This is a genomic window from Lysobacter sp. CC-YZS074 (assembly GCF_056739745.1).
Genome location: NZ_CP200301.1, coordinates 2,056,489 through 2,080,389, shown reverse-complemented (window position 1 = coordinate 2,080,389; position 23,901 = coordinate 2,056,489). Strand labels below are relative to the sequence as shown.

At 70.7% G+C, this 23,901-nt stretch carries 24 protein-coding genes; 16 read left to right on the top strand and 8 right to left on the bottom strand.

The window, feature by feature from the left end:
* Positions 1 to 8 precede the first annotated feature (8 nt).
* On the top strand, positions 9 to 932 hold the full coding sequence (gene motB, locus U8331_RS09425) for a flagellar motor protein MotB (protein ID WP_481130790.1): 924 nt from the start codon (positions 9 to 11) through the stop codon (positions 930 to 932).
* A 29-nt stretch (positions 933 to 961) separates the two neighbouring features.
* Here motB and trmY read toward each other — a convergent pair whose 3' ends face one another.
* Positions 962 to 1,555: a tRNA (pseudouridine(54)-N(1))-methyltransferase TrmY gene (gene trmY, locus U8331_RS09420; protein ID WP_481130789.1), complete on the bottom strand. Its 594-nt coding sequence runs from the start codon at positions 1,553 to 1,555 to the stop codon at positions 962 to 964.
* Positions 1,556 to 1,670: 115 nt separating this feature from the next.
* Here trmY and U8331_RS09415 point away from each other — a divergent pair, with 115 nt between their 5' ends.
* Positions 1,671 to 2,549 carry an acyltransferase gene (locus tag U8331_RS09415; protein ID WP_481130788.1) on the top strand — a complete coding sequence of 293 codons (879 nt, stop codon included), beginning with the start codon at positions 1,671 to 1,673 and terminating at the stop codon, positions 2,547 to 2,549.
* A 228-nt stretch (positions 2,550 to 2,777) separates the two neighbouring features.
* Here the strand turns inward: U8331_RS09415 and U8331_RS09410 are convergent, their stop codons facing one another.
* The gene (locus U8331_RS09410; RefSeq protein ID WP_481130787.1) at positions 2,778 to 4,130 is read right to left on the bottom strand and encodes a M14 family zinc carboxypeptidase; all 1,353 of its coding nucleotides are present in this window, start codon (positions 4,128 to 4,130) and stop codon (positions 2,778 to 2,780) included.
* A gap of 124 nt (positions 4,131 to 4,254) precedes the next feature.
* Here U8331_RS09410 and U8331_RS09405 point away from each other — a divergent pair, with 124 nt between their 5' ends.
* From U8331_RS09405 to U8331_RS09365, 9 genes are all read left to right on the top strand, one after another.
* On the top strand, positions 4,255 to 4,746 hold the full coding sequence (locus U8331_RS09405) for a GFA family protein (RefSeq protein WP_481130786.1): 492 nt from the start codon (positions 4,255 to 4,257) through the stop codon (positions 4,744 to 4,746).
* 3 nt (positions 4,747 to 4,749) lie between these two features.
* Entirely contained in the window at positions 4,750 to 5,802 is a 1,053-nt protein-coding gene (locus tag U8331_RS09400) for a S66 peptidase family protein (RefSeq protein WP_481130785.1), read from the top strand.
* Positions 5,803 to 5,836: 34 nt separating this feature from the next.
* Complete coding sequence (locus U8331_RS09395) at positions 5,837 to 7,408, top strand: N-acyl-D-amino-acid deacylase family protein (RefSeq protein WP_481130784.1); 1,572 nt, start codon at positions 5,837 to 5,839, stop codon at positions 7,406 to 7,408.
* 126 nt (positions 7,409 to 7,534) lie between these two features.
* On the top strand, positions 7,535 to 7,750 hold the full coding sequence (locus U8331_RS09390) for a DUF4287 domain-containing protein (protein WP_481130783.1): 216 nt from the start codon (positions 7,535 to 7,537) through the stop codon (positions 7,748 to 7,750).
* A gap of 243 nt (positions 7,751 to 7,993) precedes the next feature.
* Positions 7,994 to 8,698 (top strand): hypothetical protein, encoded by a 705-nt coding sequence (locus U8331_RS09385; protein ID WP_481130782.1) that lies wholly within the window; start codon positions 7,994 to 7,996, stop codon positions 8,696 to 8,698.
* 152 nt (positions 8,699 to 8,850) lie between these two features.
* Entirely contained in the window at positions 8,851 to 9,750 is a 900-nt protein-coding gene (sigJ, locus tag U8331_RS09380) for an RNA polymerase sigma factor SigJ (protein ID WP_481130781.1), read from the top strand.
* Between the two features lie 40 nt (positions 9,751 to 9,790).
* Positions 9,791 to 10,255 (top strand): carboxymuconolactone decarboxylase family protein, encoded by a 465-nt coding sequence (locus tag U8331_RS09375; protein ID WP_481130780.1) that lies wholly within the window; start codon positions 9,791 to 9,793, stop codon positions 10,253 to 10,255.
* Between the two features lie 275 nt (positions 10,256 to 10,530).
* Positions 10,531 to 11,163: a redoxin domain-containing protein gene (locus tag U8331_RS09370; RefSeq protein WP_481130779.1), complete on the top strand. Its 633-nt coding sequence runs from the start codon at positions 10,531 to 10,533 to the stop codon at positions 11,161 to 11,163.
* A gap of 120 nt (positions 11,164 to 11,283) precedes the next feature.
* Positions 11,284 to 11,838, top strand: coding sequence for a DUF3228 family protein (locus U8331_RS09365; protein WP_481130778.1), 555 nt, complete (start codon positions 11,284 to 11,286; stop codon positions 11,836 to 11,838).
* On the opposite strand, the gene U8331_RS09360 is transcribed toward U8331_RS09365, so the two are convergent.
* The 3 genes from U8331_RS09360 to U8331_RS09350 form a co-directional block, all read right to left on the bottom strand.
* Positions 11,835 to 13,022 (bottom strand): DmpA family aminopeptidase, encoded by a 1,188-nt coding sequence (locus U8331_RS09360; RefSeq protein WP_481130777.1) that lies wholly within the window; start codon positions 13,020 to 13,022, stop codon positions 11,835 to 11,837. The two genes, U8331_RS09365 and U8331_RS09360, sit on opposite strands and share 4 nt — an antisense overlap.
* Before the next feature lie 69 nt (positions 13,023 to 13,091).
* On the bottom strand, positions 13,092 to 14,216 hold the full coding sequence (locus U8331_RS09355) for an NAD(P)/FAD-dependent oxidoreductase (RefSeq protein ID WP_481130776.1): 1,125 nt from the start codon (positions 14,214 to 14,216) through the stop codon (positions 13,092 to 13,094).
* 113 nt (positions 14,217 to 14,329) lie between these two features.
* Entirely contained in the window at positions 14,330 to 16,048 is a 1,719-nt protein-coding gene (locus U8331_RS09350) for an EAL domain-containing protein (RefSeq protein WP_481130775.1), read from the bottom strand.
* A 220-nt stretch (positions 16,049 to 16,268) separates the two neighbouring features.
* Between U8331_RS09350 and U8331_RS09345 the strand changes: the two genes are divergently transcribed.
* Both U8331_RS09345 and U8331_RS09340 read left to right on the top strand, forming a co-directional pair.
* On the top strand, positions 16,269 to 16,859 hold the full coding sequence (locus U8331_RS09345) for a hypothetical protein (protein ID WP_481130774.1): 591 nt from the start codon (positions 16,269 to 16,271) through the stop codon (positions 16,857 to 16,859).
* Between the two features lie 235 nt (positions 16,860 to 17,094).
* Positions 17,095 to 17,877, top strand: a complete 783-nt coding sequence (locus U8331_RS09340) for a DUF72 domain-containing protein (RefSeq protein WP_481130773.1) — start codon at positions 17,095 to 17,097, stop codon at positions 17,875 to 17,877.
* Here the strand turns inward: U8331_RS09340 and azu are convergent.
* The 3 genes from azu to U8331_RS09325 form a co-directional block, all read right to left on the bottom strand.
* Positions 17,849 to 18,466: an azurin gene (gene azu, locus U8331_RS09335; RefSeq protein ID WP_481130772.1), complete on the bottom strand. Its 618-nt coding sequence runs from the start codon at positions 18,464 to 18,466 to the stop codon at positions 17,849 to 17,851. The genes U8331_RS09340 and azu overlap by 29 nt on opposite strands.
* Before the next feature lie 90 nt (positions 18,467 to 18,556).
* Positions 18,557 to 19,024, bottom strand: coding sequence for a GGDEF domain-containing protein (locus U8331_RS09330; protein ID WP_481132943.1), 468 nt, complete (start codon positions 19,022 to 19,024; stop codon positions 18,557 to 18,559).
* Between the two features lie 892 nt (positions 19,025 to 19,916).
* Positions 19,917 to 20,741 carry a hypothetical protein gene (locus tag U8331_RS09325; protein WP_481130771.1) on the bottom strand — a complete coding sequence of 275 codons (825 nt, stop codon included), beginning with the start codon at positions 20,739 to 20,741 and terminating at the stop codon, positions 19,917 to 19,919.
* A 220-nt stretch (positions 20,742 to 20,961) separates the two neighbouring features.
* Between U8331_RS09325 and U8331_RS09320 the strand changes: the two genes are divergently transcribed.
* From U8331_RS09320 to U8331_RS09310, 3 genes are all read left to right on the top strand, one after another.
* A complete protein-coding gene (locus tag U8331_RS09320) occupies positions 20,962 to 22,305 on the top strand; it encodes a mechanosensitive ion channel family protein (RefSeq protein ID WP_481130770.1) in 1,344 nt (447 codons plus the stop codon).
* Between the two features lie 61 nt (positions 22,306 to 22,366).
* On the top strand, positions 22,367 to 23,290 hold the full coding sequence (locus tag U8331_RS09315) for a M14 family metallopeptidase (RefSeq protein ID WP_481130769.1): 924 nt from the start codon (positions 22,367 to 22,369) through the stop codon (positions 23,288 to 23,290).
* Positions 23,291 to 23,398: 108 nt separating this feature from the next.
* Positions 23,399 to 23,884 carry a pyridoxamine 5'-phosphate oxidase family protein gene (locus U8331_RS09310; RefSeq protein WP_481130768.1) on the top strand — a complete coding sequence of 162 codons (486 nt, stop codon included), beginning with the start codon at positions 23,399 to 23,401 and terminating at the stop codon, positions 23,882 to 23,884.
* Positions 23,885 to 23,901 lie beyond the last annotated feature (17 nt).

Below are 23,901 nucleotides of genomic sequence, written 5' to 3'. Positions count from 1 at the left end.
AAAGGCACATGGCCGCTCCACTGCAACCGATCATTGTCGTCCGCAAGAAAAAACGCGGCGGCGCCGCCCATCACGGCGGCGCCTGGAAGGTGGCGTATGCCGACTTCGTAACCGCGATGATGGCGTTTTTCATGGTGATGTGGCTGGTCGCCACGATGCCGCAGGAGAAGCTCGGCGGCATAGCCGACTACTTCAGAAACCCGAGTGCGGTCGAGGGGCGTGCCGCGGTGATGGCGCCAGGCTCCAGTGGGCCGGGGGGCGCCGGCAATGCGCCGATCAGAATGTTCGACCATCTCCGCAATCCGCCGGGCGCCGGCCCCGATGTCGCCGCGGCGGGCAGCAGGGACGATGCGGCGCAGAAGGCGCGCGATGCGCGTGACCGCCAGCAACTCGAGGCGCTCCAGCGCGCCCTCGAAGAGGCGGTGGCCAGCAGCCAGGCGTTGGCGCCGTTCAAGGACCAGCTGCTGATCGACATCACGCCGGAAGGCCTGCGGATCCAGATCGTGGACACCCACAACCGGCCGATGTTCGACCTGGGTTCGTCGAACCTGAAGGGCTACGCCAACGAAATCCTCGTCGAGCTGGCGACCTACCTCAACCAGGTGGAGAACCGGGTGGCGATCTCCGGCCACACCGACAACACGCCGTACTCCGGACGGAGCGGCTACAGCAACTGGGAGCTGTCGACCCAGCGCGCCAACGCGGCCCGGCGCGCCCTGGTTGCCGGTGGGCTGCAGGATGCGAAGCTCTCGCGGGTGGTCGGGCTGTCGTCTTCGGTGCCGTTCGACAAGACCGACGAGCGCAACCCCATCAACCGCCGCATCAGCATCGTCGTACTGAGCGACGCCGCCGAACGCACCGCCGCCGAGGTGGACGATGCGCTCCCCGCCGGGGCGGTCAGCGAGGAAGCGGTGGCGGCGTCCCGCGGTTGACGGATCTCCGGCAGCTTCCGTCGACGTTGCTACCGCTGGTCCAGCGCGTGGTGGATCAGCACCACGCATTGCGACGCGAACAGCATCGTCTTCCCGAGCGTGATCCGCTTCGCGCCCAGGCGGTCGAGGCTGCCGAAGGTCTTCTTCGGCATCGGGATGTGGTCGGTCAACAGGAAGCAGGGGTTGCCGTCGAATGCCTGTTCGCCGATCGGCGTGCCCTTGCGATCCATCACGTAGAGCTGGTGGTCTTCGGCCAGTTGCTGCACCAGCCGCTCGAAGCTGACGGTCTGCACAGTGACGCCGGGCTCCACAGGCCGGGTCTCCTCCTTGCCCATGCCGCGGGATGCATCCAGCGCCCGGGCGACCTTGCCCAGCAGCGCCTGCTCGTTGAAGCCGCCGATGTCGTGCATGGCGCTGGCGTCGAACCGCACCGTGCGCGAGAAGTCCTGCGTGCTTTCGAGCACAAGGTAGACCACCACGTCGGGACGGTGCGACTGCGCCACGAAGATGGCGTTCATCAGCGTGTGCGCGAGGATTTCGGTGTGAGCTTCCTGGCCGACGGACGCCAGCAGTCTCTGGCTGTCGGTGGGGGCGGCGCGGGCTCTGAGGACGAAGGTTCGCATGCGGGTCGGGGCGGGGGTTTCCGCCATTGTCCACCAATGGCGGTTCGCGGACGGGGCATGAAGCGGGCGCCGTTTCCGGGACAATGGTCCGCCCCCTTCGAAGCCCCCACAGTCCATGCTCCCATTGCGCGTCGCCCTGGTGTCCCTGCTGATCGCCGCCAGCACCGTGCTGCATGTCGTCCCGTTGATGGCGGTGGCGCTGGTGAAGGCGCTGCTGCCGTCCGGCCGCCTGCGCAAGGCGGCCAACCCGCTGCTCACCGGCGTGGCGGAAAGCTGGATCGGGGTGAACAACCGGACCTGGGACCGGTTCTTCCGCACGCGCGTGGAGGTGCAGCAGGACGTGGACCTGCGGAAAGACGGCCATTACCTGGTGCTGGCCAACCACCAGAGCTGGGTCGACATCGTGGTGCTGCAGAAGGTGTTCAACCGGCGCATCCCGCTGATGCGGTTTTTCCTGAAGCGGCAGCTGTTCTGGGTGCCGCTGCTGGGGCTGGCGTGGTGGGCGCTGGATTTCCCGTTCATGGGGCGGCACACGCCGCGGCAGATCGCGCGCCGGCCGGAGCTGGCCGGGCGCGACATCGAGGCCACCCGCCGCGCCTGCGGGAAGTTCCGCGAGATTCCGGTGGCGATCATGAACTTCGTCGAGGGCACGCGCTTCACCCCGGCCAAGCAAGCCGCACAGGGCGCGCCGTACCGCCACCTGCTCAAGCCGAAATCCGGCGGGGTGGCGTTCGTGCTGGACGCGATGGGCCAGGGCCTGCACTCGATACTCGACGTGACCATCGCGTACCCGGCCGGGCGGCCGTCGATGGTGGACCTGCTGGCCGACCGCGTCCCCGCGATCCGCGTGCTCGTCCGCCAGCGGCCGATCCCCGCCGAACTGCTCGGCGGCGACTACCAGAACGACCGCGCCTTCCGCGTCCGCTTCCAGCAGTGGATGAACGGGCTGTGGCAGGAGAAGGACGCGGACATGGCGCGGCTGCTGGCGGAGTGAAGCGGCAAGGAGCTTCGACGGGACCGCGTGCTCGATCGTGGCCTCGGTGCATGGCCTTTGTAGGAGCGGCTTCAGCCGCGATCGGGTGATCGTCCGCCCGCGCCGATGCCAGGATCGCGGCTGAAGCCGCTCCTACAGACGTCCGCTCCAAAGGGCGACCCGACCGCGCCCTTGTGTTCGGTGACCGCGTTCTCTCTGGGAGGACATGCGACACGCCGCGGCGCGCCTTTATCTCGGCGGCGGCGCGGGCCGGTCCGGGTCGACGTCGCCCGCCAGCGTCCACACCACGTCGCGGCCCTGGGGGTCGCGGCTGAGGTGGAAGTAAGCCGGCCTGCCGGTCGCGAACGCCACCGGGGTATCGCCGGTGCCCGGGTCGAACGGCACGATGTACAGCCCCGAGGCGTCGATCGTCCGGCGTGCACGTACCTCGGCCAGGTCGCCGATGTCGGCGAGGGTGCCACCGCGCTCCAGCAGCGGGCGCTCGAAGTCGACCAGCAGGTCCACCCGCGCCGGCGGCCGGCCGGGGAGGGCGAGCGTGCCGCCGGTGACCCGCAGGTCCGGCCAGACGTCGCCGTTTTCCGGCAGCTCGTCGTAACGCTCGCGCGGCAGCCCCGCGTACGCGCCGGTGGCGATGGCGTCGAGCGCGCCGGCCAGGGCGAGGAAGTTGAGCTTGCGCAGGCGCTGCTTCTGCAGGTCGCCCTCGATGCCGCCGGATTCGATCAGGATCGTCGACACGCCGGCCGCGGCCGTGAGGTCGCCGAACGCGCGTGGGTTGAAGGTGTCGTCCCATTTGGCGATGTGGCCGGCGATGTACGGCTCGAGCACGGCGCGGATGGCGACGGCGACTTCGATGGCGCGGGCGCGGGTCGGGTCGACATCGCGGGCTTCGTTGAAGGCCGGTGCGAGCAGGGCGATGGCGGTGCCGCGGTCGGAGTCGCCGGCGCGGTAGCCGACGTTCTGGTCGTGCAGGTTGAAGCCGAAGTCGGGCCGGACGCGTTGGCGCAGGCCGTGCAAGGCGCGGGCCTCGGGGGAGACGAGGGCGCGCGCGTCGCGGTTGATGTCGATGCCCTGCGCATTGCGACGCTGGAAGCGCGCGGCGCCGTCGGGGTTCATCACGGGCAGGAAGTGCAGGGTGGTGTGCTCGCGCAGGCGGCGCACCAGCGGGTGGTCCGGGTGTTCGCCGAGGAAGCGGAACAGGTCGGCCAGCGCCATCGAGGCGGTGCTCTCGTCGCCGTGCATCTGCGACCACAGCAGCACGCGGGTGTCGCCTTCGCCCCAGGATACGTGGCGCAACGGGCGCCCTTCCACGCTGCGGCCGATCTCCTCGGTATCGAAGCCGCGCGCGTGGCTGGCCAGCGGCGTGGCGATGTCCCACCAGTGCGCCGGTGCGAAGGCGCGGTCTTCCAGGCCGGGTACCCGGATGCGGGTGTCGTACAGCGCGTCCAGTTCGTCCAGCCAGGCCGGGGGCGGGGGCATCGCGTCCGGCGGGTGGGACGGCGGCGTACCGGTGTCGCCGGCGCCGGACACGCCCGGCATCAACAGGGTCGACAGCAGCAGGGACAGCGCGAGGGCGCGAGGCATGGCGGTGCTCCGTGACGTGCCCGCCCGATGCTCGGAGGCGGCCTGCGGGTTGTCAAACCGGGGCTGACGGGCCATCCACGCCCGCGCGGCTAAGGTCGGCCTTTCCGCCACGGGAAACCCGTCCATGCGACTCGAAGGATCCTGCCACTGCGGCCAGGTGCGCTTCCGCTGCGAGGCGTACGCGCCGGTGCCGTTCCTGCATTGCTACTGTTCCATCTGCCGCAAGACCGCGGGCGGGGGCGGCAGCGCGGTCAACCTCGGTGCCTGCGCCGACACGCTGGAGGTGGAAGGCCGCGAGCACCTGGGCGTCTACCGGGCGCGGATCCGCGAGGACGATGGCGGTTGCCGCATCAGCTCCGGCCGGCGGCATTTCTGCACCGGCTGCGGCAGCGCGCTGTGGCTGTTCGACCCGGAGTGGCCGGAGCTGGTGCACCCGCATGCATCGGCCATCGACACGCCGCTGCCGCACCCGCCCGGGCGTGTCCACATGCTGCTCGACTCGAAGGCCGAGTGGGTCGACGTGCCCGGCGGCCGCCACGACGTGCACGTCGATGGATTCCCCGACGAATCGCTGGAAGATTGGCACCGGCGGCACGGGCTGCTGGAGGAGGGCTGAGGCATGCACCGTCGGGACTTCATCCGTACCGCGGCGCTGGCGGCGCTGCTGCCGGCGCTGGGCCGCATCGGCCACGCGACCGCGGCATCGCGCGGGCGGATATTGCCGCTGCCGTTGAACCCCGGCGACACCGTCGGGCTGGTCAGCCCGTCCTCGGCCACCGACGGGCGGCTGGGCCTGCAGCTCGCGCGGGAGGTGATGGAGGCGCTCGGTTTCAGGGTGAAGACCGGCGCCCATTACGCGGCGCGGTACGGCCACCTGGCCGGCACCGACGCCGAACGCGCCGGCGACCTCAACACGATGTTCGCCGACCCGGAGGTCCGGGCCATCGTCTGCGTGCGCGGCGGATCCGGCGCGGCGCGGTTGCTGCCGCTGCTCGACTACAAAGCCATCCGCGCCGACCCCAAGGTGCTGCTCGGCTACTCGGACATCACCGCGCTGCACAACGCCATCCTTGCCAGGGCGGGACTGGTCACCTTCCATGGGCCGATCGGGGCGGGCAGCTGGAACACGTTCAACGTCGACCAGTTCCGCCGCCTGTTCTTCGACCGCGAGCTGATGCACTACGAAAACGTGGTCGACCCCGGCGACGAACTGGTCCCGCGCAAGCACCGCACGCTGACCATCACGGGTGGCAAGGCGCGCGGCGAGCTGGTCGGGGGCAACCTGTCGGTGCTGGTGGGGCTGGCCGGCTCGCCGTACCTGCCGGACTTCGACGGGCGGATCCTGTTCCTCGAGGACGTGGAGGAGGCGCCGTACCGCATTGATCGCATGCTCACCACGCTCAAGCTGATGGGCGCGCTGGACCGGATCGCCGGTTTCATCTTCGGCGAGTGCACCGACTGCGACCCCGGCGAGGGCTTCGGGTCGCTGACGCTCGACCAGATCTTCGACCACCACATCAGGCCGCTGGGCATTCCGGCGTACCGTGGCGCGATGATCGGGCACATCCGCCAGCAGTTCATCGTCCCGGTCGGCGGACAGGTGGAGATGGACGCCGATGCCGGCACGTTCCGCATGCTGGAGCCGGTGTTCCAGGCGGGTGGCGTCCGCTAATGTGAGTCACACTCATTACAGCGGAGACGCGGCGATGCGGCAGTCGGGGTGGTCCAGGCGCGAGGTGCTCGGGGTGATGGCGACGGGCGCGGCCTGCGCGGTGACGGCGCCGGCGTGGGGACGGTCGGCGTCGGTGTCGACGGAGGGCGGCCTGCTGCTGCGCGACGTGCGGCTGGTCGACGGCATCGAGCCCGCACACCCGACCGACGTCCTCGTCCGCGGCGACACCATCGAGCACATCGGCCGGGTCTCCGATGGCGAGGCGCGCGGTCTGCGGGTGATCGACGGCGGCGGCCGCGTGCTGGCGCCGGGCTTCATCGACCTGCACACCCACGGCGACCCTCTGAAGGAGTCGTTCGCTCCGTTCCTGGCAATGGGCGTGACCACGGTGGTGCTGGGGCAGGACGGCGGCAGCCCGTCGTTGCCGGACCGGGACACCGCGCCGGGCAGCCTGGGCGCGTGGATCGGCGCGGTCGAGCACGCCACGCCGGACATCAACGTCGCGACGCTGTCGGGACACGGCGCGTTGCGGCGGCGGGCGGGGATCGACGACGGCACGCGCCGCCCCCCGGACGCGCAGCTGGAGCGGATGCGGACGATCCTCGGGCACGACCTGGCCAACGGCGCGTTCGGCCTGTCCACCGGGCTCGAGTACGTGCCCGGCCTGTATGCCGAGCCGCGCGAGCTCGCCAGCCTCGGCTCGGTGGTCGCCGACGCGGACGGCGTGGTGATGAGCCACATGCGCTCGGAAGATGCCGACGAGGTGCGCGATTCCATTCGCGAGCTGGTCGAGGCGGCCGGCAAGGCGCACGCCCACGTGTCGCACCTGAAGATGGTCTACGGCAAGGGCGAGGCCGCGGCGGACGCGCTGCTCGCCTTCATGCAGACCCTGCGCACGCGCCGCCAGCCGCTGACCGCCGACGCCTATCCCTACGAAGCCAGCTACACCGGCGTGGCGATCCTGTTCCCCGAATGGGCGCTGCCGCCGACCGATTACGCCGCCGTGCTGGAGTCGCGCCGCGACGAGCTGCGCGCTTACCTGCAGCAGCGCATGGAGCAGCGCGGCGGGCCGGAGGCGCTGCTGTTCGGCACGGGTCCGTACGCCGGACGCACCCTGGCGCATGTGGCGGCGCAGCGTGACCTGCGGTTCGCCGACCTGCTGCTGGAGATTGGCCCCGGCGGCGGCAAAGCCGCGCACTTCGTCATGGACCGCGTGCTGCAGGACCGGCTGCTGCTGGACCCGCACGTGGCGATCGCCTCCGATGGTTCGCCCGGCGGCAGCCACCCGCGCGGGGCCGGCACGTTCGCCAGCTTGATCGAGGACTTCGTGGCGGGTGCGTCGCGGCTGTCGCTGGAGGAAGCGGTGCGAAAGGCCGCGGTGATGCCGGCATCGATCCTGCGGCTGTGGGACCGCGGCGTGGTCCGTGCCGGCAACAGGGCCGACCTGGTGCTGTTCGACCCGGGCAAGGTGCGCGCCCGTGCCGATTACGTGAATCCGACCGCGCTGTCCGAAGGGTTCGACCTGGTGGTGGTGAACGGCCAGCCGGCGTACGAAGCCGGCGAGCCGGTGGCACGGGCGGGCCGCATGCTGCGGCGGGGCTACTGACGGCGGTTGATGCCCCGCGGCGGAGGCGCTGTCGATTTCCCCGCGCCCCGTTCGTCGACAGGGAAAGCGCGCCGGTGCGACCGGGCCGGTAAGCCGCTTGCACCGTCACAGAAGAGGACCACGACCATGGCAGCAGACACGAAGACCAAAGGCCCCGCCTCGTACTTCCCCTCCATCGAGAAGACCTACGGCAAGCCGGTGCAGCACTGGTTCGAGCTGCTCGAGACCGTGCGGGACCGCAAGCACGGGGAGCAGGTGGCCTTCCTCAAGTCCGAACACGGACTCGGCCACGGCCACGCCAATGCGCTGGTGGCGTACCGGCGCGCGCAGGCGGCTGCTTGACGCGGCAAAGTTTCCGCCACCTGTCCGCGGAGCCCGTCATGTCCCGACGTTGTAGCGGCCGTGACCTTGTTGACACCGGCCGAGGCCGTCCCCACCCTACGCGCGGACCGGAGGTTCAGGCTGGACGCGATGTATGTGATGCATGGACCGCATCGCCGCCTCCGCAGTCGTGCCTGGCCCCGGCGCCTTACCACCAGGCGGCGCGTAGTTGAGCGACCGACCAGTCACTGACAGGGGAACAGCATGAACAAGACCAGGCTGATGGCGGCAATGGCCGCTGTCGGAGTTGCCGTTATCGCGTCTGCCACCGCGCACGCCCAGAACACACCGATCGGGGTGTGGCAGCCGCCACAGCAGGACGAGGCGGATCCGGCCAAGCGCATCTCCGAAACGCCCCGGACGGCACCCGCGTCCAACGTGGCCTCACAGCCGTACGGCTTTGCTCCGCCTGCTTCAGCTCCGTACGAGCAAGGCCGCGGTGGCTTCTTTCTCGGTGTGCAGGCCGGCAAGGGGTGGGTGTTCGACGATGTCGACCAGTCCGCGCGCATGGTCAATGCCGGCTATCGCTGGCAGGCCGGTGCGGTAACACTGGTGGGGATCGAAGCGGCCGGTGGTCGGCTCGAAGACGCCTGGCACGATGATGCATATTTCGGCGAGGTCGACTACGGCAGCCTCGGCGCGAACGCACGGTTCAACTTCGGTCCCGACAATCCGGTCTATGGCTTGGTGCGGGGCGGCTACTGGCTGGCCCATGAAGGGGCTTTCGGTAGCATCGAAGGCGGCTACTTCGGCGTCGGCCTCGGTGTCGACTTCAACCGCCACTTCAATATGAGTCTGGTTTACACCACCCACGTGTACTTCCAGGACTACTACTGGGAAGGCGATGACTTCTATTACGATCTCAATCGTGCGGATACGCTGATGCTCGGTGCCGAAGCCCGGTTCTGAACCGGTAGTCGCCGCGAATCCTCAGGGCCGCCTTCGGGCGGCCTTTTTATTGTCCGTAACGGGGCGGGGCAGGCCACAAGGCGGAACGACGCACGCTGTCACGAATCCAACCGCCCGCGCGTCCTGGCCATGTCTTGCCCGAGAATCCGCCCATGGACACCGCCACCGCCCTGTTCGAACACCATCGCCCGCGTCTGTTCGGCCTCGCCTATCGCATGCTCGGTTCGCCGGCCGACGCCGAGGACGTGCTGCATGACGCCTGGCTGCGGCTGCACGCGCAGGAGCTGGCCGCGCTCGACGACCCGGAAGCGTGGCTGGTCACCGTCACCACCCGCCTGGCGCTGGACCGCCTGCGCCGCGCCAAGGCGGAGCGCGAGCACTACACCGGCCCGTGGCTGCCCGAGCCGCTGGTGCCGGATGCCGAACGTCCCGACGCCACGTTCGAACGCGGCGAGTCGCTGACGCTGTCGTTCCTGCTGCTGCTGGAACGGTTGAGCCCGGACGAGCGCGCGGCGTTCCTGCTCAACGAGGTGTTCGACTACAGCCACGCCGAGGCGGCGGCGATCCTCGACATCGCCGAAGACGCCTGCCGCCAGCGCGTGCACCGCGCGCGGACGCGGCTGCGGCAGGGGCGGCCACGCTTCAACGTGGACGAGGCGGCACAGCGGCGGCTGCTGCAGCGGTTCGTGGCGGCGATGGCCGAGCCTTCGCTGGAGTCGCTGCGGGCGCTGTTCGCCGAGGACGCGGTGCACGTCAGCGATGGTGGCGGCCTCACGGCCGCGACGCTGCGGCCGTTGCACGGTGCCGACCGGCTCGCCCGGCTGTACCTGCAGATCGGGCGCAATCTGGGCGGGTCCGACGTGCGCTACGAGACGGTCATCCTCAACGGCGCGCCGGCGCTGCTGCAGTACCAGCGCGACGACGTGGTCACCGCGCTGTGGATCGAATGCGACGGCGAGTGCATCACCGCGATCCACGCACTGCGCCATCCGGGGAAGCTGGCGCGGTTGCTGGCTGTCACGAAAGCGCCGGCCTCCGCGTCCTTGCATTGAAGCGGCCGATTCCCCGGCCGCCAATGCAAGGAGTCGTTCCATGAGCCGTTTCTCCATCCAGCGCCACTACGCCGCGCTGCAGCCGCTGATCACCCTCAACCAGAACGTCCACACCGCCGGACGGCTGGAGCCGGCGCTGATCGAACTGGTGCTGATGCGCGTTTCGCAGATCAACGGCTGCGCCTACTGCCTGGACATGCACAGCAAGGACGCGCGCGCCGCCGGCGAGACCGAGCAGCGCCTGTACATGCTGTCGGCCTGGCGCGAGACGAAGCTCTACAGCGAGCGCGAGCAGATCGCCCTGGCATGGGCCGAGGAGCTGACCGAACTGGCCTCGCACGAGGCCGTGTCCGACGCCCTCTACGAGCGTGCGCGCCAGCAGTTCGAGGAAGCCGAACTGGTCGACCTGACGATGCTGGTGGTGGCGATCAACGGCTTCAACCGCATCAACGTGGCGGCACGCACCATCGGCGGGAGCTACAAGCCGGGCGCGCATTCGGCCTGAGCGCGGCGCCGGCGGAGGCCGCGCCTGGGCGCGGTCTCCGCGCCGAGGTGCGGTCCGGGCCGCGGAGCCGTCTCTGCGAAACGGTGGCGGCCGTCCCTGGCCGGGACCGACCGACGTCGCCGGGTTCCCAATTGACACGGACTTAAACCGATCGGGCGCACCGTCGACCATCACCGCCGCGCAGGCGGGGAACGGAGTCCCACTGCCGCCTCCCGCGTACCGCCCCGTCCGCATCGAGACCGGTGCGACGGCACCACGCGCCCAAGGAGCCGCCCATGAACCCGAAGATCGAAGTGGGACAGACGTTCCCCGACTACGTCCTTCCCGACCACACCAGGAGCCCGCGTCGCCTTTCCGCCCTGCAGACCGAAGGCGACCCCCTGCTGGTGGTGCTGATCCGCGGCTTCTTCTGCCCGAAGGACCGCGAGCAGCTGAAGGAGCTGACCCGCTTCCATCCGCAGCTGGTCGTGGGCAACTGTACCCCGGTGGTGATCACCACCGACGACTGGCACACGACCAACAACCTGCGGCAGCAACTGGGTGCGTCCTACACGTTCCTCTACGACGAGGAGCACCGCGTGCGCGACGACCTGGACATCTGCGAGTACACCGACACCCAGCACTACCCGATGATCCCGTACACCTTCCTGCTGGCGCCAGGGCTGGAGATCCGCAAGGTGTGGAACGGCTACTACTACTGGGGCCGACCGTCCAACGCCGAGCTGCATGCCGAACTGCGCCAGCTGACCCGCGATATCCGCGCGGACTGGGACCTGTCCGACCCCGGACTGAAGAAGCGCTGGGACGCCGGCGACAAGTCGGACTTCTACCCCTATGGCCTGAAATCGATGGAACAGACGCTCAAGGAAATGGCGGGCGCGGTGGATCAGTACGCCGGCAAGGCCTGATTTTCTTTTGGAGCTGCGGCCTCACTCTGCCGGGCGCCGACGTGCTGGCGTGCGGCCTCCATAGGCGAGCGGGGTGGCGCAGCCCGCATAATCGGGGGCCCCCACCTTGCCGGCCGCCGCATGTCCGTCGTCCTCACCGACTTCGCCCGTTCCCGCCTGTTCCGCGAGCAGCGCCGCAACACCATCCAGGACGTCACGCCCGCGCAGTTCGAGCAGCACCTCAACGAGGTCGCGCCGCTGGAGGTGCTGGACGGCTACGCGCCGTTCTGCAAGCTGCACGTGCACCGCAACTGGACTTCGACGCGCTGCCTGGCGGTGCCGATCACCGATGGCAACCGACACCTGCTGCGTTCGGATTACGAGGCGCGCACCAAGGACGAGTTGCCGGTGCTGGTGCGCTGGTTCGAAGGACTGGAACCGCCGGTGGCGGATTACCTGGTCGTGATCCTCTACAGCCGCGAGCAGCTGGCGAAGGAGGGCACGACGATCAGCGCCGACTGGGGGGTGGTGGGCTGCATGTACACGGCCGAGCCTGCGGAAACGCCGATGGCTCCCATCACCATGCTGCGCAATGCGCTGGGCGTGGAGGAGGGCGGCTCGGGCGTGCCGCTGGACCGCGAGGCGTACCGGCGCAGCGTCGAGTTCTGGCGTACGCACGCCAACTGGCGCGGCTAGCGCCGATCGGTTCCGGGCCGGCCTGGAGGGAGCGGTGGGACGGGCTGACGCGTGACCGGATCGCCGCGCTCCGCCATGATCCGAAGCACGTCGTCGACCGGCAGCGCGTCGACCTCGTGGCCGTCGCGGCCGGACATCGTCCGGGCGTGGAACAGCGAGTTGAGGATGGCTTCCTCGGTCGCTTCGATGGTGGCCATGAACAGCGGCGACATCGCGTCGTTGCGCAGGACGGCGACCTGCCGCATCGGACTGTCGGATTCGTACGGTACCCGCACCGATTCGCTGGCCGAGAACGCGATCACGTAGTCGCCGCTGCCGTTCGACGCGATGCCGCCGGTCCGTGCCAGGCCCAGCATCGCGCGCTTGGCCACGCGTTCCAGGTTGCGCGCGTCGAGCGGCGCGTCGGTGGCGACGATGATCATGCACGAGCCGTCGGCCGAGTCGTTGAGTTCGTCGCTCAGGTAGTACTTGCCCAGTGCCTTGCCGACGGGCACGCCGTCCACGCTCAGCACGCCGCCGAAGTTGGTCTGTGCGAGCACGCCGACGGTGTAGCCGCCCAGCGATGCCGGCAGCTTCCGCGACGAGGTGCCGATGCCGCCCTTGAAGCCGAACGCCACCGTCCCGGTGCCGGCGCCGACGTTGCCCTGTTCGACCGGGCCACTGATGGCCGATTCGATCGCGCCCAGCACGTCCTGCTCGGTCACGTGGCGGCCGCGGATGTCGTTGAGGTAGCCGTCGTTGGTCTCGCCCACCACGGCATTCACCGACCGCACCTCCTCGTTGTCCGGCAGCGCGAGGGTGTAACCGACCAGTGCGTCTATCGCGGTCGCCACGCCGAGCGTGTTGGTCAGCACGATCGGCGTCTCGACGGTGCCGAGCTCCCGCACCTGCGTGCTGCCGGCCAGCTTGCCGAAGCCGTTGCCGACATGGACCGCGGCGGGGACCTTGTCCTGGAACAGGTTGCCGGCATGCGGCAGCACGGCGGTGACCCCGGTGCGGACGTCGTCGCCATGGATGAGCGTCCGGTGGCCGACCCGCACCCCCGGCACGTCGGTGATCGCGTTCCACTGGCCCGGCGGCAGGACACCGATGGCGATGCCGTGGTCGCGCAGGTTTCCGTGCCGGGCGTAGGCCGAAGCCGCGACGGACAGCAGCAGAACGAGGATGAGCAGGCGAGGGCGCATGAAGGACTCCGTGCGGCGGGTGCAGGCCGACGATAGCCCAGGTGCGGCCGGGTCATGGAACGGCGGAGATCACGCCCGGCGCTTGTGGAAGTACACCCGCTCCGCCGCCCAGCGCAGCGGCGGCGAATGCAGCAGCAGGTCGAACGGCCAGTCGAACTGCAGGCGGTCGTAGGCCCAGCGCAGGGCGCGCTTGGTGCGGAAGCGCGGTGCGGCTTCGACGGCGACCTGCTCCGGCGGGGGCACGCGTCCCGCGGCCCCCGGCGAGGTGCCGCCACGATCACGCAGGTACGCGGCGATTCCGCGGCCCACCGCCCAGCCGTGCTCCCACGCCGAATGGATGCCGCCCGCGGTGACGGGCGAGACGATGCCGGCGGCGTCGCCGACCAGGATCGCGCGGTCGCGGGCCATGTCGAACACCGGACCGCTGCACGGAATCAGCCCTGCGCGGGTGTGACCCGGCCGGAGGTGGCGCGGCAGCCCGCCCGCCATGCCGACGCGCAACAGGAACCCGTCGATGTCGGGCACGCGCGCGTTCGCCGGGTCGTGCCGCAGCGCGAGGCCGGCCTGCACGCCGGTCGGGCTCTGGGCGATCCAGCCGATGTAGCCGGGTGCGTAGCGCTTGCTGATGAAACAGTGCAGCGCGCCGGGCCGGGCGAGGGTGGCGCCCGGGAACTCGTACTCCACGCCGTAGAGGAAGTGCCGCACCTCGCCGAGGCCGCAGCGTCGGGCCACGCGCGAGCGGGCCCCATCGGCGCCGACCAGGTAGCGCGTGCCGCCCACGCCGGCGACCTGCCAGCCGTCACCGTTGGGCACGGCGTCGGTGAAGGCGCAGCCCAGCCGCAGGTCCACGCCGTTGGCGCGCATTTGCCCGGCGAGCCAGCGCATCACCGCCGGTGTGTCGGTCGTGAGGAAGTAATAGCCCGGCGCGGCCAGCGCGACCTGTTTCAGGCTTGGCGCGTACAGGCGCACTTCCTCGACGCGCCGGGTCATCGCGACGGGGACCTGGTTGAGCAGGGTCCGCTCGGCGGCCTCCTTCACGATGATGCCGGTGGTGTGCAGCTTTTCGCCGGGGTCGTGCTTGCGTTCCAGCACGCAGACGCGCAGGCCGCGCTGGGCCGCGGCGATGGCGCAGGCGGCGCCGGCGAAGCTCGCACCGACGATGACGAGGTCGAAGGCAGGGGTGGCGGCGTTCAAGGGCGCTCCGGGCGATGGGATGCGCCGACGATGTCGGCGCCGCGCGAAGCGGCGATGGGGGGACGGTGAAGCGGGCTTGAAGTGTGGCGGCGTCCACCACCGGGTGCGGGTGGCTAGTGCATCAACCGCTGTGGCCTGCCGGGCGATGGCGCCGGAACCGGCGGGGCGCGGTCGGACTGCAGCAGCTCGGCGAACGCCTCGGGCGCCATCGGCCGCGCGATGCCGAACCCCTGTCCGGTGTCGCACCCGGCGGCGGCCAGCCAGCGCCAGGTCGCGGCGTCCTCGATGCCTTCGGCGGCGACGGTGGCGCCGAGGTCATGGGCCAGGCCGATGATCGCGTTGATGATGGCCTGGTCCGAATGCGACGTCAGCAGCGCGGCCACGAACGAGCGGTCGATCTTCAGCTCGTCGGGCGCGAGGCGGCGCAGGTTGACCAGCGAGGAATGCCCGGCGCCGAAGTCGTCCACCGAGATGCGGATGCCGTGGGCGCGCAGGCGCGGCAACGCCGCGGCGACGTGTTCGGGCTCGCGCATCACGTCGGTCTCGGTGACTTCAAGCATCAGCCCGGTGCCCGAAGGCCCGCATGCGCCGATGACGGCATCCACCAGTTGCGGGTCGGCCAGGTCGTTGGCCGACACGTTCACTGCCAGGTGCAGCGGCGGGTCGGCCTCCGGCCATTCCCGGCAATGCGCGAGGCCGCAACGCAGCAGGTGCAGGCTCATCTTGCCGATGACGCGGGCCTGTTCGGCGAGCGGCACGAACTCGTCGGGCGCGAGCGGGCCACGCTGCGGGTGGTCCCAGCGCACCAGCAGTTCGGCGCCGACCCAGCGGCCGCTGTGCAGGTCGAGCTTGGGCTGGAGCATGAAGCCGAGGCGGTCGGCGTCGATGGCGGCGTGCAGGTCGGCGAGCAGCGCCTCGTCCCGGCGCTCGGCCGCGGTGGCGTTGCGCGCCGCGGGCTTCCTCGTCCACCCGTAGGCGGCGAGGCCCAGGGCGACCAGCGTCACCAGCAGGGCCACGACCAGCGGCCAGGTCCGGGGCGGTTCGAGGCCGGGGTTGCCGATCCATTCGACATACAGGTCGTTCTGCACGCCCGCCGCACGCAGCCGCGCCAGCGAGGCGTCGAGCCGCTCCACCAGGTCGGGGCGTCCGCGATGCACCGCGAAGACGTACTTGCGCTCCAGCAGCGGCGGACTCAGGGCGATCACGTCGCCCAGGTGCTGCTGGCGGATCGCGTGGTAACCGATGCCGGTGGGCGCGAGGGCGTAGTCGGCCTCGCCACGCACCACCGCGCCGAGCGTGTCGGCCTCGGTGTCCAGCTCGACCAGCCGCACCCCCGGACCGGCCTGTGCATGCAGGGCTTCGGCGGCCAGCCCGGCGCGCTGCACGGCGACACGCACGTCGGCCAGTTCGTCCAGCGAGGCGAGCGTCGGCCGGTCGCGGCGCCCGAACAGCGCGTGGTGGCGGATCATGATCGGCTGGGTGAAGAGATAGCGCTGTTCGCGCTCGGCCGACCAGAACATCGGCACGATGTCGAGTTCGCCGCGCTCCAGTCGATCCAGCGCCCGGTCCCAGCCGCCCAGTTCGAACCGCGGCGCCAGGCCGAGGTCCCGTGCCAGCTCGCGGGCCAGCGCCACGTCGAAACCGTCGGCATCGCCGTCGTCGTCGATGAACTGGTAGGGCGGGTAGTCGGCGTCGCCGCCCATGCGCAGCACGCCGGCCGTGCCGTCCGCAGCGAAGGCCGGCATCGCCGCCGCCAGCATTGCAAGCAGCCACCCGCACGCGCGCACCGCTACGCCGCGGCCATGGTCCGACACCCACCCCAGACGATCCATGGAGTGCCCCTTCGGTTGGACAGGCGTCCTGTTTAGCACGGTGCCGGGGTGCTTGCCGTGTGCCGGGTCGCAGAGCGGCGCTAGGTGGCCGCTCTGCTGCCGCGGCTGCGGCCAAGGGGACGACGTATGCGGGACTTCGTCCCCGCTTCACACGTGCCCCATCGGGCGCTCACCCGTGGGCCGGAAGCTGGCGCTCCGGAACCCTGCAGGAGAACGAGCGATGGTCGGCAATACGGAAACCCATGGTGTACGGCCCACCGGGCCGGGGCGCGGCAACCGCTGGAGCGCGGTGACATGGGCCGCGGCCGCGTGCCTGCTGTTGCTGCCGGCGGTGGCGATGCGGTTCACCGACGAGGTCGACTGGGGCGCGGAGGACTTCATCGTGATGGGCGCGATGCTGGCGGCCGCCTGCGGCAGCTACGAGCTGGCAACGCGGCTGTCGGGCGGCCGGTCGTACCGCGCCGCCAGCGCCGTGGCGATTGCCGGCGGGTTCCTGCTGGTGTGGGTGAACCTCGCGGTCGGGATGATCGGCTCGGAGGACCACCCGGCCAACCTGCTCTATGCCGGTGTACTGGTGGTGGGGCTCGTCGGCGCCGTGTTCGTAAGGTTCCGCGCAGGTGGGATGGCCCGGGTGATGGTGGCGGTGGCGGTCGCGCAGATGCTGGTGGCACTGGCGGCGGTCGCCGCGGGCTGGGGCGCGCCGTACAGCCCGCCGGCCGAGGTGCTGGGCGTCAGCGCGCTGTTCGCGATGCCGTGGCTGATGTCGGCGGCGCTGTTCCGCCACGCGGCCCGGCCACCTACGGCCGGCTGACCGGACGTGCGGGTCGCGCGGCCGGTGCCGTCAGGGCCCGGGCGCAGTGGCCGGCGCGCCCAGTACGGTCGACACGTCGACCATGTCCGCACGTTCTGACCATCGGCACGGACGATGACGCCGCTGCCACCCGCGCCACCGCACCATCGAGGCCCCGTCCCGCTGCCGGTGTCCGCATGCCCCTGATCGATGCCCATGACCGCCGCCCGGACCGGGCGGCCGAGGCTCCAGGCGGATGACTCCGGCATCGACCGTTGGCGCCGCGAACGGGGTCCGGATCGGCTGCGCCGGCTGGTCGATTCCTTCGCGCCACGCCCATCTGTTCGGCGAAGGCGACAGCCACCTTGCGCGGTACGCCACCCGTTTCGACATCACCGAGATCAACTCGACGTTCTACCGGCCGCACCAGCCGCGGACGTTCGAGCGCTGGGCGGCGAGCGTCCCCGCGCGCTTCCGGTTCTCGGTGAAGGTGTCCCGGGCGATCACCCACGAGGCGCGGCTGCAGGGCACCGGCCCTGCGCTGACGGCGTTCTTCGACGGCGTGTCCGGGCTGGGTCGCAAGCTTGGCGGGGTGCTGGTGCAGTTGCCCCCGAGCCTGGCGTTCGACGCGCGGGTCGCCGACCGGTTCTTCGCGATGGTGCGGCGTCGCTGCACGGTGCCGGTGGCGTGCGAACCGCGTCACGCAAGCTGGTTTGAACCGGCGGTGGACGCCGTGTGGCAGCGCTACGGCATCGCACGTGTCGCCGCCGATCCTGCGCGGCTGCCGGAGGCGGCGCGGCCCGGCGGTGCCGGCGCGGCGGCGCGCTGGAGCTACTGGCGCTGGCACGGTTCGCCGCGCATCTACTACAGCCGCTACGACGATGCCGCCTTGGATGCCTTGGCGCAGGCATTGCGCGGGCACGGGAAGGCGCGGTCGCCGGCATGGTGCATCCTGGACAGCACCGCGCACGGGCATGCCATCGAGGACGCGGCGCGACTACAGGGTCGGCTCATCCGACCTGGATCGTCCCCTTCATGATCGCCGAGTGGCCCGGGAAGCTGCAGAAGAACTGGTACGGGCCGCCGTCCTGCAGCTCGCTGACCGGGAAGGTGACCGAGGTGGATTCGCCGCCGCCGACCAGATCGGTGTGGGCGATCACGCGTTCGTCGCCGGGCATCACGTAGTCCGCCTCCAGACCCGCCCCCATTCCCTCGGCGGCGACGGCGGCCATGTCGGAGGCCGCGGTGATCACCACGTTGTGTCCCATCGCCACCACGGGCATCTGGCCGGTGTGCTCCAGGGTGATGGTGAATTCGGTGCACGAGGACGGCACGGTGATGGAGCCGATGTTGAACTGCATCGCGTCGCTGCCTTCGATGGTCGTGCCGCAGTCGCTGACCACCGCGGCGGGCTTGCCGTCGGCGGTCGGCATGGCGGCGGGGGGCTGCGCGCCGGCGGCCGGGGTGCGCGCCGCCGGTGCCATGGTGTCGGGCGCGGTCGTGGCCGGCGCGGTATCGGCGGGCGCCGTGGCCGGGGCGGCGGTGCCCTGGGTGTCCGGCGCATCGTTGCCGCAGGCGGCCAGGGCGAGCGCGCAGGCCGCGGCGGTGAGGGTGGTCTTGAGGTTCATTGGACGGTCTCCTCGTCGGGTCGGCGGCATGATCGGCCGGCGTGCCCCGGCGCCATGTGAAAGCCGCCGTTCGCGGTCCGGGCGGTGCCGCTACTCCGGCCCGCCGTCTCCCGGTCCGCCCGACGCCGCCTGCACCCGGTTCCGGCCGCCGTGCTTGGCCCCGTACAGCGCCGCGTCGGCGCGGGCGACCAGCGCCTCGGCGGTTTCGCCGGACAGGTACTGGGCGACGCCGAAACTGCAGGTGATCGAATCGACGCCGGCGAAGGTTGCCCGCGCGATCGCCTCGCGCACCTTCTCCGCGGCCAGGCACGCCGAGTGGGCGTCGGAGCCGGGCATCAGGATCAGGAACTCCTCGCCGCCCCAGCGCACCAGCAGGTCGGTGTTGCGGATCACGCCGGGCACCAGCCGGGCCAGCTGGATCAGCACCTGGTCGCCGGCCGCATGGCCGTGGGTATCGTTGACCTGCTTGAAGCGGTCGACGTCGAACAGCACGATCGACAGCGGCATCTCGTAGCGCTGCGCGCGCGCCATTTCCGCGGAGAGCGTGTGCTCCAGCATCAGGCGGTTGTGCAGGCCGGTGAGCGGGTCGGTGGTGGCCTTGACGCCGAGGTCCTGCGCGAGCGCCTGCAGCTGCAGGCGCTGGCCGGCCTGGATGTCGTCGTGCATCCAGCGGCCGCGGCCGATCAGGTAGATCAACGCCATCAGCGCGGTCAGCAGGGTGATCACGATGCCGAGGAAGCGGTTGGCGAAGATTTCCCGGCTCGGCTCGAAGATCACCAGCGACCAGCCGTGGTCGTCGGCGAACTCGCGCCGCACGTAGTCCGAATCACCGTCCACCCGCGTCCACGCCGTGTCGGTGACTTCGGCGCCAAGTATCGGCCGTGTGCCCAGGCGGTCGTAGCTGCGCGCGAGCTCCGCCCGTTCCGCCGTGTCGAGTGGCCAGAGCGGGCGGAACAGCGTGGCGGGGCGATTGGTCAGGACGATGATGCCGTGCGGATCGGCCACGAAATACGGACGGTCGAAATTGCGCAGGTCCGCTTCGAAGGTATCCAATGACCGCGTGAGCATGGCGGTGCCGACGGTGCGCCCATCCACGGCGCGGACCGGCTGGCTGGCGAAATACAGCGGACGGGCCAAGGCCGTATCGAACACGAAGCCGCTGCCGCCGTGGGGGCGTGCCGGCGCGGGGAAGTGCCGCGTGCGCGCGGCGGCTGCCGGCGGCGTGGAGGCGGCGACCACCGCGCCCGAGGCGTCGCTGACCATGCCGTCGCGCGCGCCGGACGCGCTGACGGCCAGGTCGACCACGCGCTGCAGGTTGCGCGCCGCGGCGCTGCGTTCGCCGGGGGCGTCGACCAGCGCCGGCACCACCGACGGCGAGCCCGCCAGCGCCATCGTCATGGCATCGACGATGGCGCGCTCGCCCGCCAGGCGGCTGGCGATCAGGTCGAGGTCACTGGCGGCCTGTTCCTCCACGTCCTCGCGGTAGATGCCGCCGAGGAACTCGGTGAGCGTCCAGCCGGCCAGCATGATCCCGCCCAGTACCACGACGGTCCGCACGAACTGGCCGCGCACGAAGCGGGAACCGCGAGGACGACACCTCCGCGGCCAACTGCTCGCTCCAGACGGCCCAGATGCAGAACGATATCCAGCAGGCGATCAGTCCACGCACGAGTTGTATCGGCACGCCGGTGAGCGCGGCGAAGGTGTCGTGGTTGAGCGTGTCGGCCGGCCAGAACGACGCCCGCGGGACCACGAGGCCGGCGCAGACCGCGTAGAGCAGGAAGCCGGCGGCCGCCGACACGGCAAAGCGCTTCGCGCCGTCCGGCAGGCTGTCGGCCAGCCGCGCCAGCACCACGCTCGTGCCCGCCGCGCCGACAAAGCCGAGCGCGTAGCGGGCCGCGACATTGGCCGCGGGAGTGCCGTGGAGAAAGCCCACCAGCGCCACCAGCAACAACAATGGCACATGGATCCAGCGCCCCGGCACGCGTGCGCCGAGTCGCGCCCCTTCCAGCCGGGCGAACTCCAGCAACAGCACGAAGGAAACGGCCATCACTGCGGTACGCCCCGCGGCGAACAGCGGCGTGTCGCCGACGATCAACGCCGCCAGGTCGAGCCATTCACCGACGCCGTGCACGAGACCGAAGCCGCCCAGCGCCGCCCAGGCCCCGCGCCGGCCCACGCCGCGTGCCGTGGTCCAGCACGTGGTACCCAGCAGCAGAAACGCCAGGCCGTAGAAGAAAAATATGAAATCGAGCTGGTTGGCGAGCATGTCCATTGCAGGTCCGGACGTGGGGTGGTGACGCTGGCTCCACGCCGCCACTTTCCCGCAGCGACGGTGACCGGCGGCGCCGCCGATCCGATGGTGCTGACGCATCGTGAAGCGCCATGTGATGACCGGTGTTGGCATCGGACGGATGTCCGAGCCCCCGGTAGACATGCAAAGTGCACGGCGCGGGCTCCACGACGCATCAGTTATGGTGCGCGCGGAGGCGACCATGACCCATGCAACGAACAGCGCGGCCCCGGCCTGGATGGCCGCACTGATGCAGCCGTCGCTGCTGTGGCAGGGCGCCGCGGTGGTCGCGTGCCTGGCGCTCGCATGGCTGGCGCACCGGCGTTACGCCGGCTGGCGGGCGCGGCACCCCGCTGCCGCCGGAAGCGCCGCGCCGCTGGCCCTGACCGCCCTCGCGGCAGGCCGCCTGCTGGTGTTTCCGCTGGCGGCCTGCGTGTCCCTGCTGCTGGCCTGGGGTGCGTTCGCCGCGCTGCGGCAACCCGACGGCATGGTGCGCATCGCGCTGAGCCTGGCGGTCGCCTTCGGGCTCGTCCGGCTGGCGGTCTACCTGCTCTCGACCGCGCTCAATCCCGGGCCCCTGCTGCGTGCGTCCGAGAGCCTGATCGTCGCCGTGGTCTGGGTCGGCGTGGCGCTGCACCTGCTGGGCTGGTTGCCCCGGGTGGTCGGTGCGCTGGACGCGGCGGCGTTCTCCGTCGGGGACACCCGCATCTCGGTGTTGCTGGTCCTGCGCGCGCTCGCGGTGGTGCTGCTGGTGCTGGTCGTGGCGGCGTGGCTGTCGCGCCTGCTCGAGCGCCGGGTCATGGGTTCGCCCCATCTGTCCGCCAGTGCCCGCGTCGGCATCAGCAAGGTCGCCAAGCTCGCGCTGATGACGGTGGGGGTGGTGGTCGCGTTGCAGGTGGTGGGGCTGGACCTGTCGGCGCTGGCGGTGATCGGCGGCACCCTCGGCCTAGGCCTCGGCCTGGGCCTGCAGCGCATCGTCAGCAACTTCATCTCCGGCTTCATCCTGCTGGCCGACCGCTCGGTCAAGCCCGGCGACGTGGTCACGGTGGAGGACCAGTCGGGCAGCCGCTACGGCTGGGTGCAGGAAATGCGCGCGCGCTACGTCGTCATCCGCGACCGCGACGGCGTCGACACCTTGATGCCCAACGAGAACCTGATCATCAACCCGGTGGTCAACTGGAGCTACGGCGACCAGAACGTGCGGCTCAAACTGCCGGTGCGGATCAGCTACGACGCCGACCCGGAACTGGCCATGGCGCTCATGGAGCGGGCGGCGAAGGGCGGACAGCGCGTGCTGGACGATCCGGCTCCCGCGTCGCGGCTGATGGCCTTCGGCGAGAACGGCATCGAGCTGGAACTGCGCGTGTGGGTGACCTCGCCGGAGCAGGGCGTCAACAACGTGCGTTCCGAGATCAACCTGGCGATCTGGCGGGCCTTCCGGGTGCACGGCATCACGATCCCGCTTCCGCAGCGCGAGGTGCGGCTGCCGGGTGCCGGTCGCGGTGGTGAAGCGGGCGGGGCCGCCGGTCACGCAGGGCCGGGATGACGGTTGGCGCGGCGGCGACGGGCCTTCATCATCGGGTGCTTGTACCTGCGCAGGACCGACCATGACACGCACCGATTCCTTCTATCCCATCGGCACCCCCGGCACCCCGTGGGGTGCGCCCGAAAAGGCCGCCTGGCTGTCCGGCCAGCGCCGCAGGCGCAGCTACGAGGCGGACGTGCTCGGGGCGGTCGAGCGCCTGCGCGGGCGCTTCGACGTGGAGCAGTACGGGCAGCTCGACTACGCCGGCGAGCATTACCCGCTGCTGGCGATCAGGAGCCGCGGCTGGCGCGACGACCTGCCCGTGGTGCTGGTGACCGGCGGCGTGCATGGCTACGAGACCAGCGGCGTGCATGGCGCGCTGCAGTTCGTGGAGCAGCACGCGGCCGACTACGAGGGGCGCGCCAACCTGCTGGTCGCACCGTGCATCAGCCCGTGGGGCTACGAACGCATTCACCGCTGGAACATGCACGCGGTCGACCCGAACCGCTCGTTCGTCGCCGACAGCCCGGCGCCCGAGTCGGCCGCATTGATGGCGCTGGTGGCGCCGTACCGCGGTCGCATCGTGCTGCACATCGACCTGCACGAGACCACCGACAGCGACGAGTCCGAATTCCGCCCGGCGCTCGCCGCCCGTGACGGCAAGCCGTACGAGCCCGACGACGTGCCCGACGGCTTCTATCTGGTGGGCGACAGCGCGAACCCGCAGCCCGAATTCCAGCAGGCGATCATCGAAGCGGTGGCGAAGGTGACCCACATCGCTCCGGCCGATGCGAACGGCCGGATCATCGGCTCGCCCGTGGTCGCGCCCGGCGTCATCAACTACCCGGTCCGGCAGCTCGGCCTGTGTGCCGGCATCACCGACGCGGCGTACACCACCACCACCGAGGTCTATCCCGACAGTCCGAAGGCCACCCCGCAGCAGTGCAACGACGCCCAGGTGGCGGCGGTGCGCGCGGCGATCGACTTCGTGCTGGCGCAGCAGTAGACCGGTCTTCGCGCTGCGCCTCCGGGGAATTCCGCACGCCGCGCTAACCCGGGGCCTGCTATTCCAATCCCTTCCGCCGCATTGTTGCGGCGCTGACGGAGACTGGAAATGGCCGACCCCCGCGAGCTGGAAGCGAAATTCTGGAAGGCGCTGCACGACGACCGCACGATGATGCTGGGGCTGGACGGCGTCGAAGACGGCCACGCGCGCCCGATGACGGCGCTGGCCGAACACGACCGCAGCCCCATCTGGTTCTTCACCGCCCGTGACAACGCGCTGGTGCAGCAGCTCGGCCCGGGCGGCGGCCGCGCCGTCGCCGCATTCGCCTCCAAGGACCACGAACTGTTCGCCAGCATCCGCGGCACGCTGCGCGAGGACACCGACCGGGCGGTGGTCGAGCGCCTGTGGAACCCGTTCATCGCCGCCTGGTACGAGGGCAAGGACGATCCCAAGCTGGTGCTGCTGCGGCTGGACGCCGAGGAGGCCGAGGTGTGGCTCAACGAGTCCAGCCTGCTGGCCGGGGTGAAGATGATGCTCGGGGCCGATCCCAAGAAGGACTACCAGGACAAGGTCGGCGACGTCGACCTGCGGTAGCGGGCGCTGCGGTAGCG

Coding starts and splice junctions, on each gene's coding strand:
- U8331_RS09385 (WP_481130782.1), top strand. CDS start 7,994: ATGAACAAGACCAGGCTGATGGCGGCAATGGCCGCTGTCGGAGTTGCC.
- U8331_RS09415 (WP_481130788.1), top strand. CDS start 1,671: ATGCTCCCATTGCGCGTCGCCCTGGTGTCCCTGCTGATCGCCGCCAGC.
- U8331_RS09410 (WP_481130787.1), bottom strand. CDS start 4,130: ATGCCTCGCGCCCTCGCGCTGTCCCTGCTGCTGTCGACCCTGTTGATG.
- U8331_RS09340 (WP_481130773.1), top strand. CDS start 17,095: ATGACTCCGGCATCGACCGTTGGCGCCGCGAACGGGGTCCGGATCGGC.
- U8331_RS09400 (WP_481130785.1), top strand. CDS start 4,750: ATGCACCGTCGGGACTTCATCCGTACCGCGGCGCTGGCGGCGCTGCTG.
- U8331_RS09330 (WP_481132943.1), bottom strand. CDS start 19,024: ATGCTGGAGCACACGCTCTCCGCGGAAATGGCGCGCGCGCAGCGCTAC.
- U8331_RS09320 (WP_481130770.1), top strand. CDS start 20,962: ATGACCCATGCAACGAACAGCGCGGCCCCGGCCTGGATGGCCGCACTG.
- azu (WP_481130772.1), bottom strand. CDS start 18,466: ATGAACCTCAAGACCACCCTCACCGCCGCGGCCTGCGCGCTCGCCCTG.
- U8331_RS09390 (WP_481130783.1), top strand. CDS start 7,535: ATGGCAGCAGACACGAAGACCAAAGGCCCCGCCTCGTACTTCCCCTCC.
- trmY (WP_481130789.1), bottom strand. CDS start 1,555: ATGCGAACCTTCGTCCTCAGAGCCCGCGCCGCCCCCACCGACAGCCAG.
- sigJ (WP_481130781.1), top strand. CDS start 8,851: ATGGACACCGCCACCGCCCTGTTCGAACACCATCGCCCGCGTCTGTTC.
- U8331_RS09370 (WP_481130779.1), top strand. CDS start 10,531: ATGAACCCGAAGATCGAAGTGGGACAGACGTTCCCCGACTACGTCCTT.
- U8331_RS09360 (WP_481130777.1), bottom strand. CDS start 13,022: ATGCGCCCTCGCCTGCTCATCCTCGTTCTGCTGCTGTCCGTCGCGGCT.
- motB (WP_481130790.1), top strand. CDS start 9: ATGGCCGCTCCACTGCAACCGATCATTGTCGTCCGCAAGAAAAAACGC.
- U8331_RS09310 (WP_481130768.1), top strand. CDS start 23,399: ATGGCCGACCCCCGCGAGCTGGAAGCGAAATTCTGGAAGGCGCTGCAC.
- U8331_RS09345 (WP_481130774.1), top strand. CDS start 16,269: ATGGTCGGCAATACGGAAACCCATGGTGTACGGCCCACCGGGCCGGGG.
- U8331_RS09315 (WP_481130769.1), top strand. CDS start 22,367: ATGACACGCACCGATTCCTTCTATCCCATCGGCACCCCCGGCACCCCG.
- U8331_RS09325 (WP_481130771.1), bottom strand. CDS start 20,741: ATGGACATGCTCGCCAACCAGCTCGATTTCATATTTTTCTTCTACGGC.
- U8331_RS09365 (WP_481130778.1), top strand. CDS start 11,284: ATGTCCGTCGTCCTCACCGACTTCGCCCGTTCCCGCCTGTTCCGCGAG.
- U8331_RS09405 (WP_481130786.1), top strand. CDS start 4,255: ATGCGACTCGAAGGATCCTGCCACTGCGGCCAGGTGCGCTTCCGCTGC.
- U8331_RS09350 (WP_481130775.1), bottom strand. CDS start 16,048: ATGGATCGTCTGGGGTGGGTGTCGGACCATGGCCGCGGCGTAGCGGTG.
- U8331_RS09375 (WP_481130780.1), top strand. CDS start 9,791: ATGAGCCGTTTCTCCATCCAGCGCCACTACGCCGCGCTGCAGCCGCTG.
- U8331_RS09395 (WP_481130784.1), top strand. CDS start 5,837: ATGCGGCAGTCGGGGTGGTCCAGGCGCGAGGTGCTCGGGGTGATGGCG.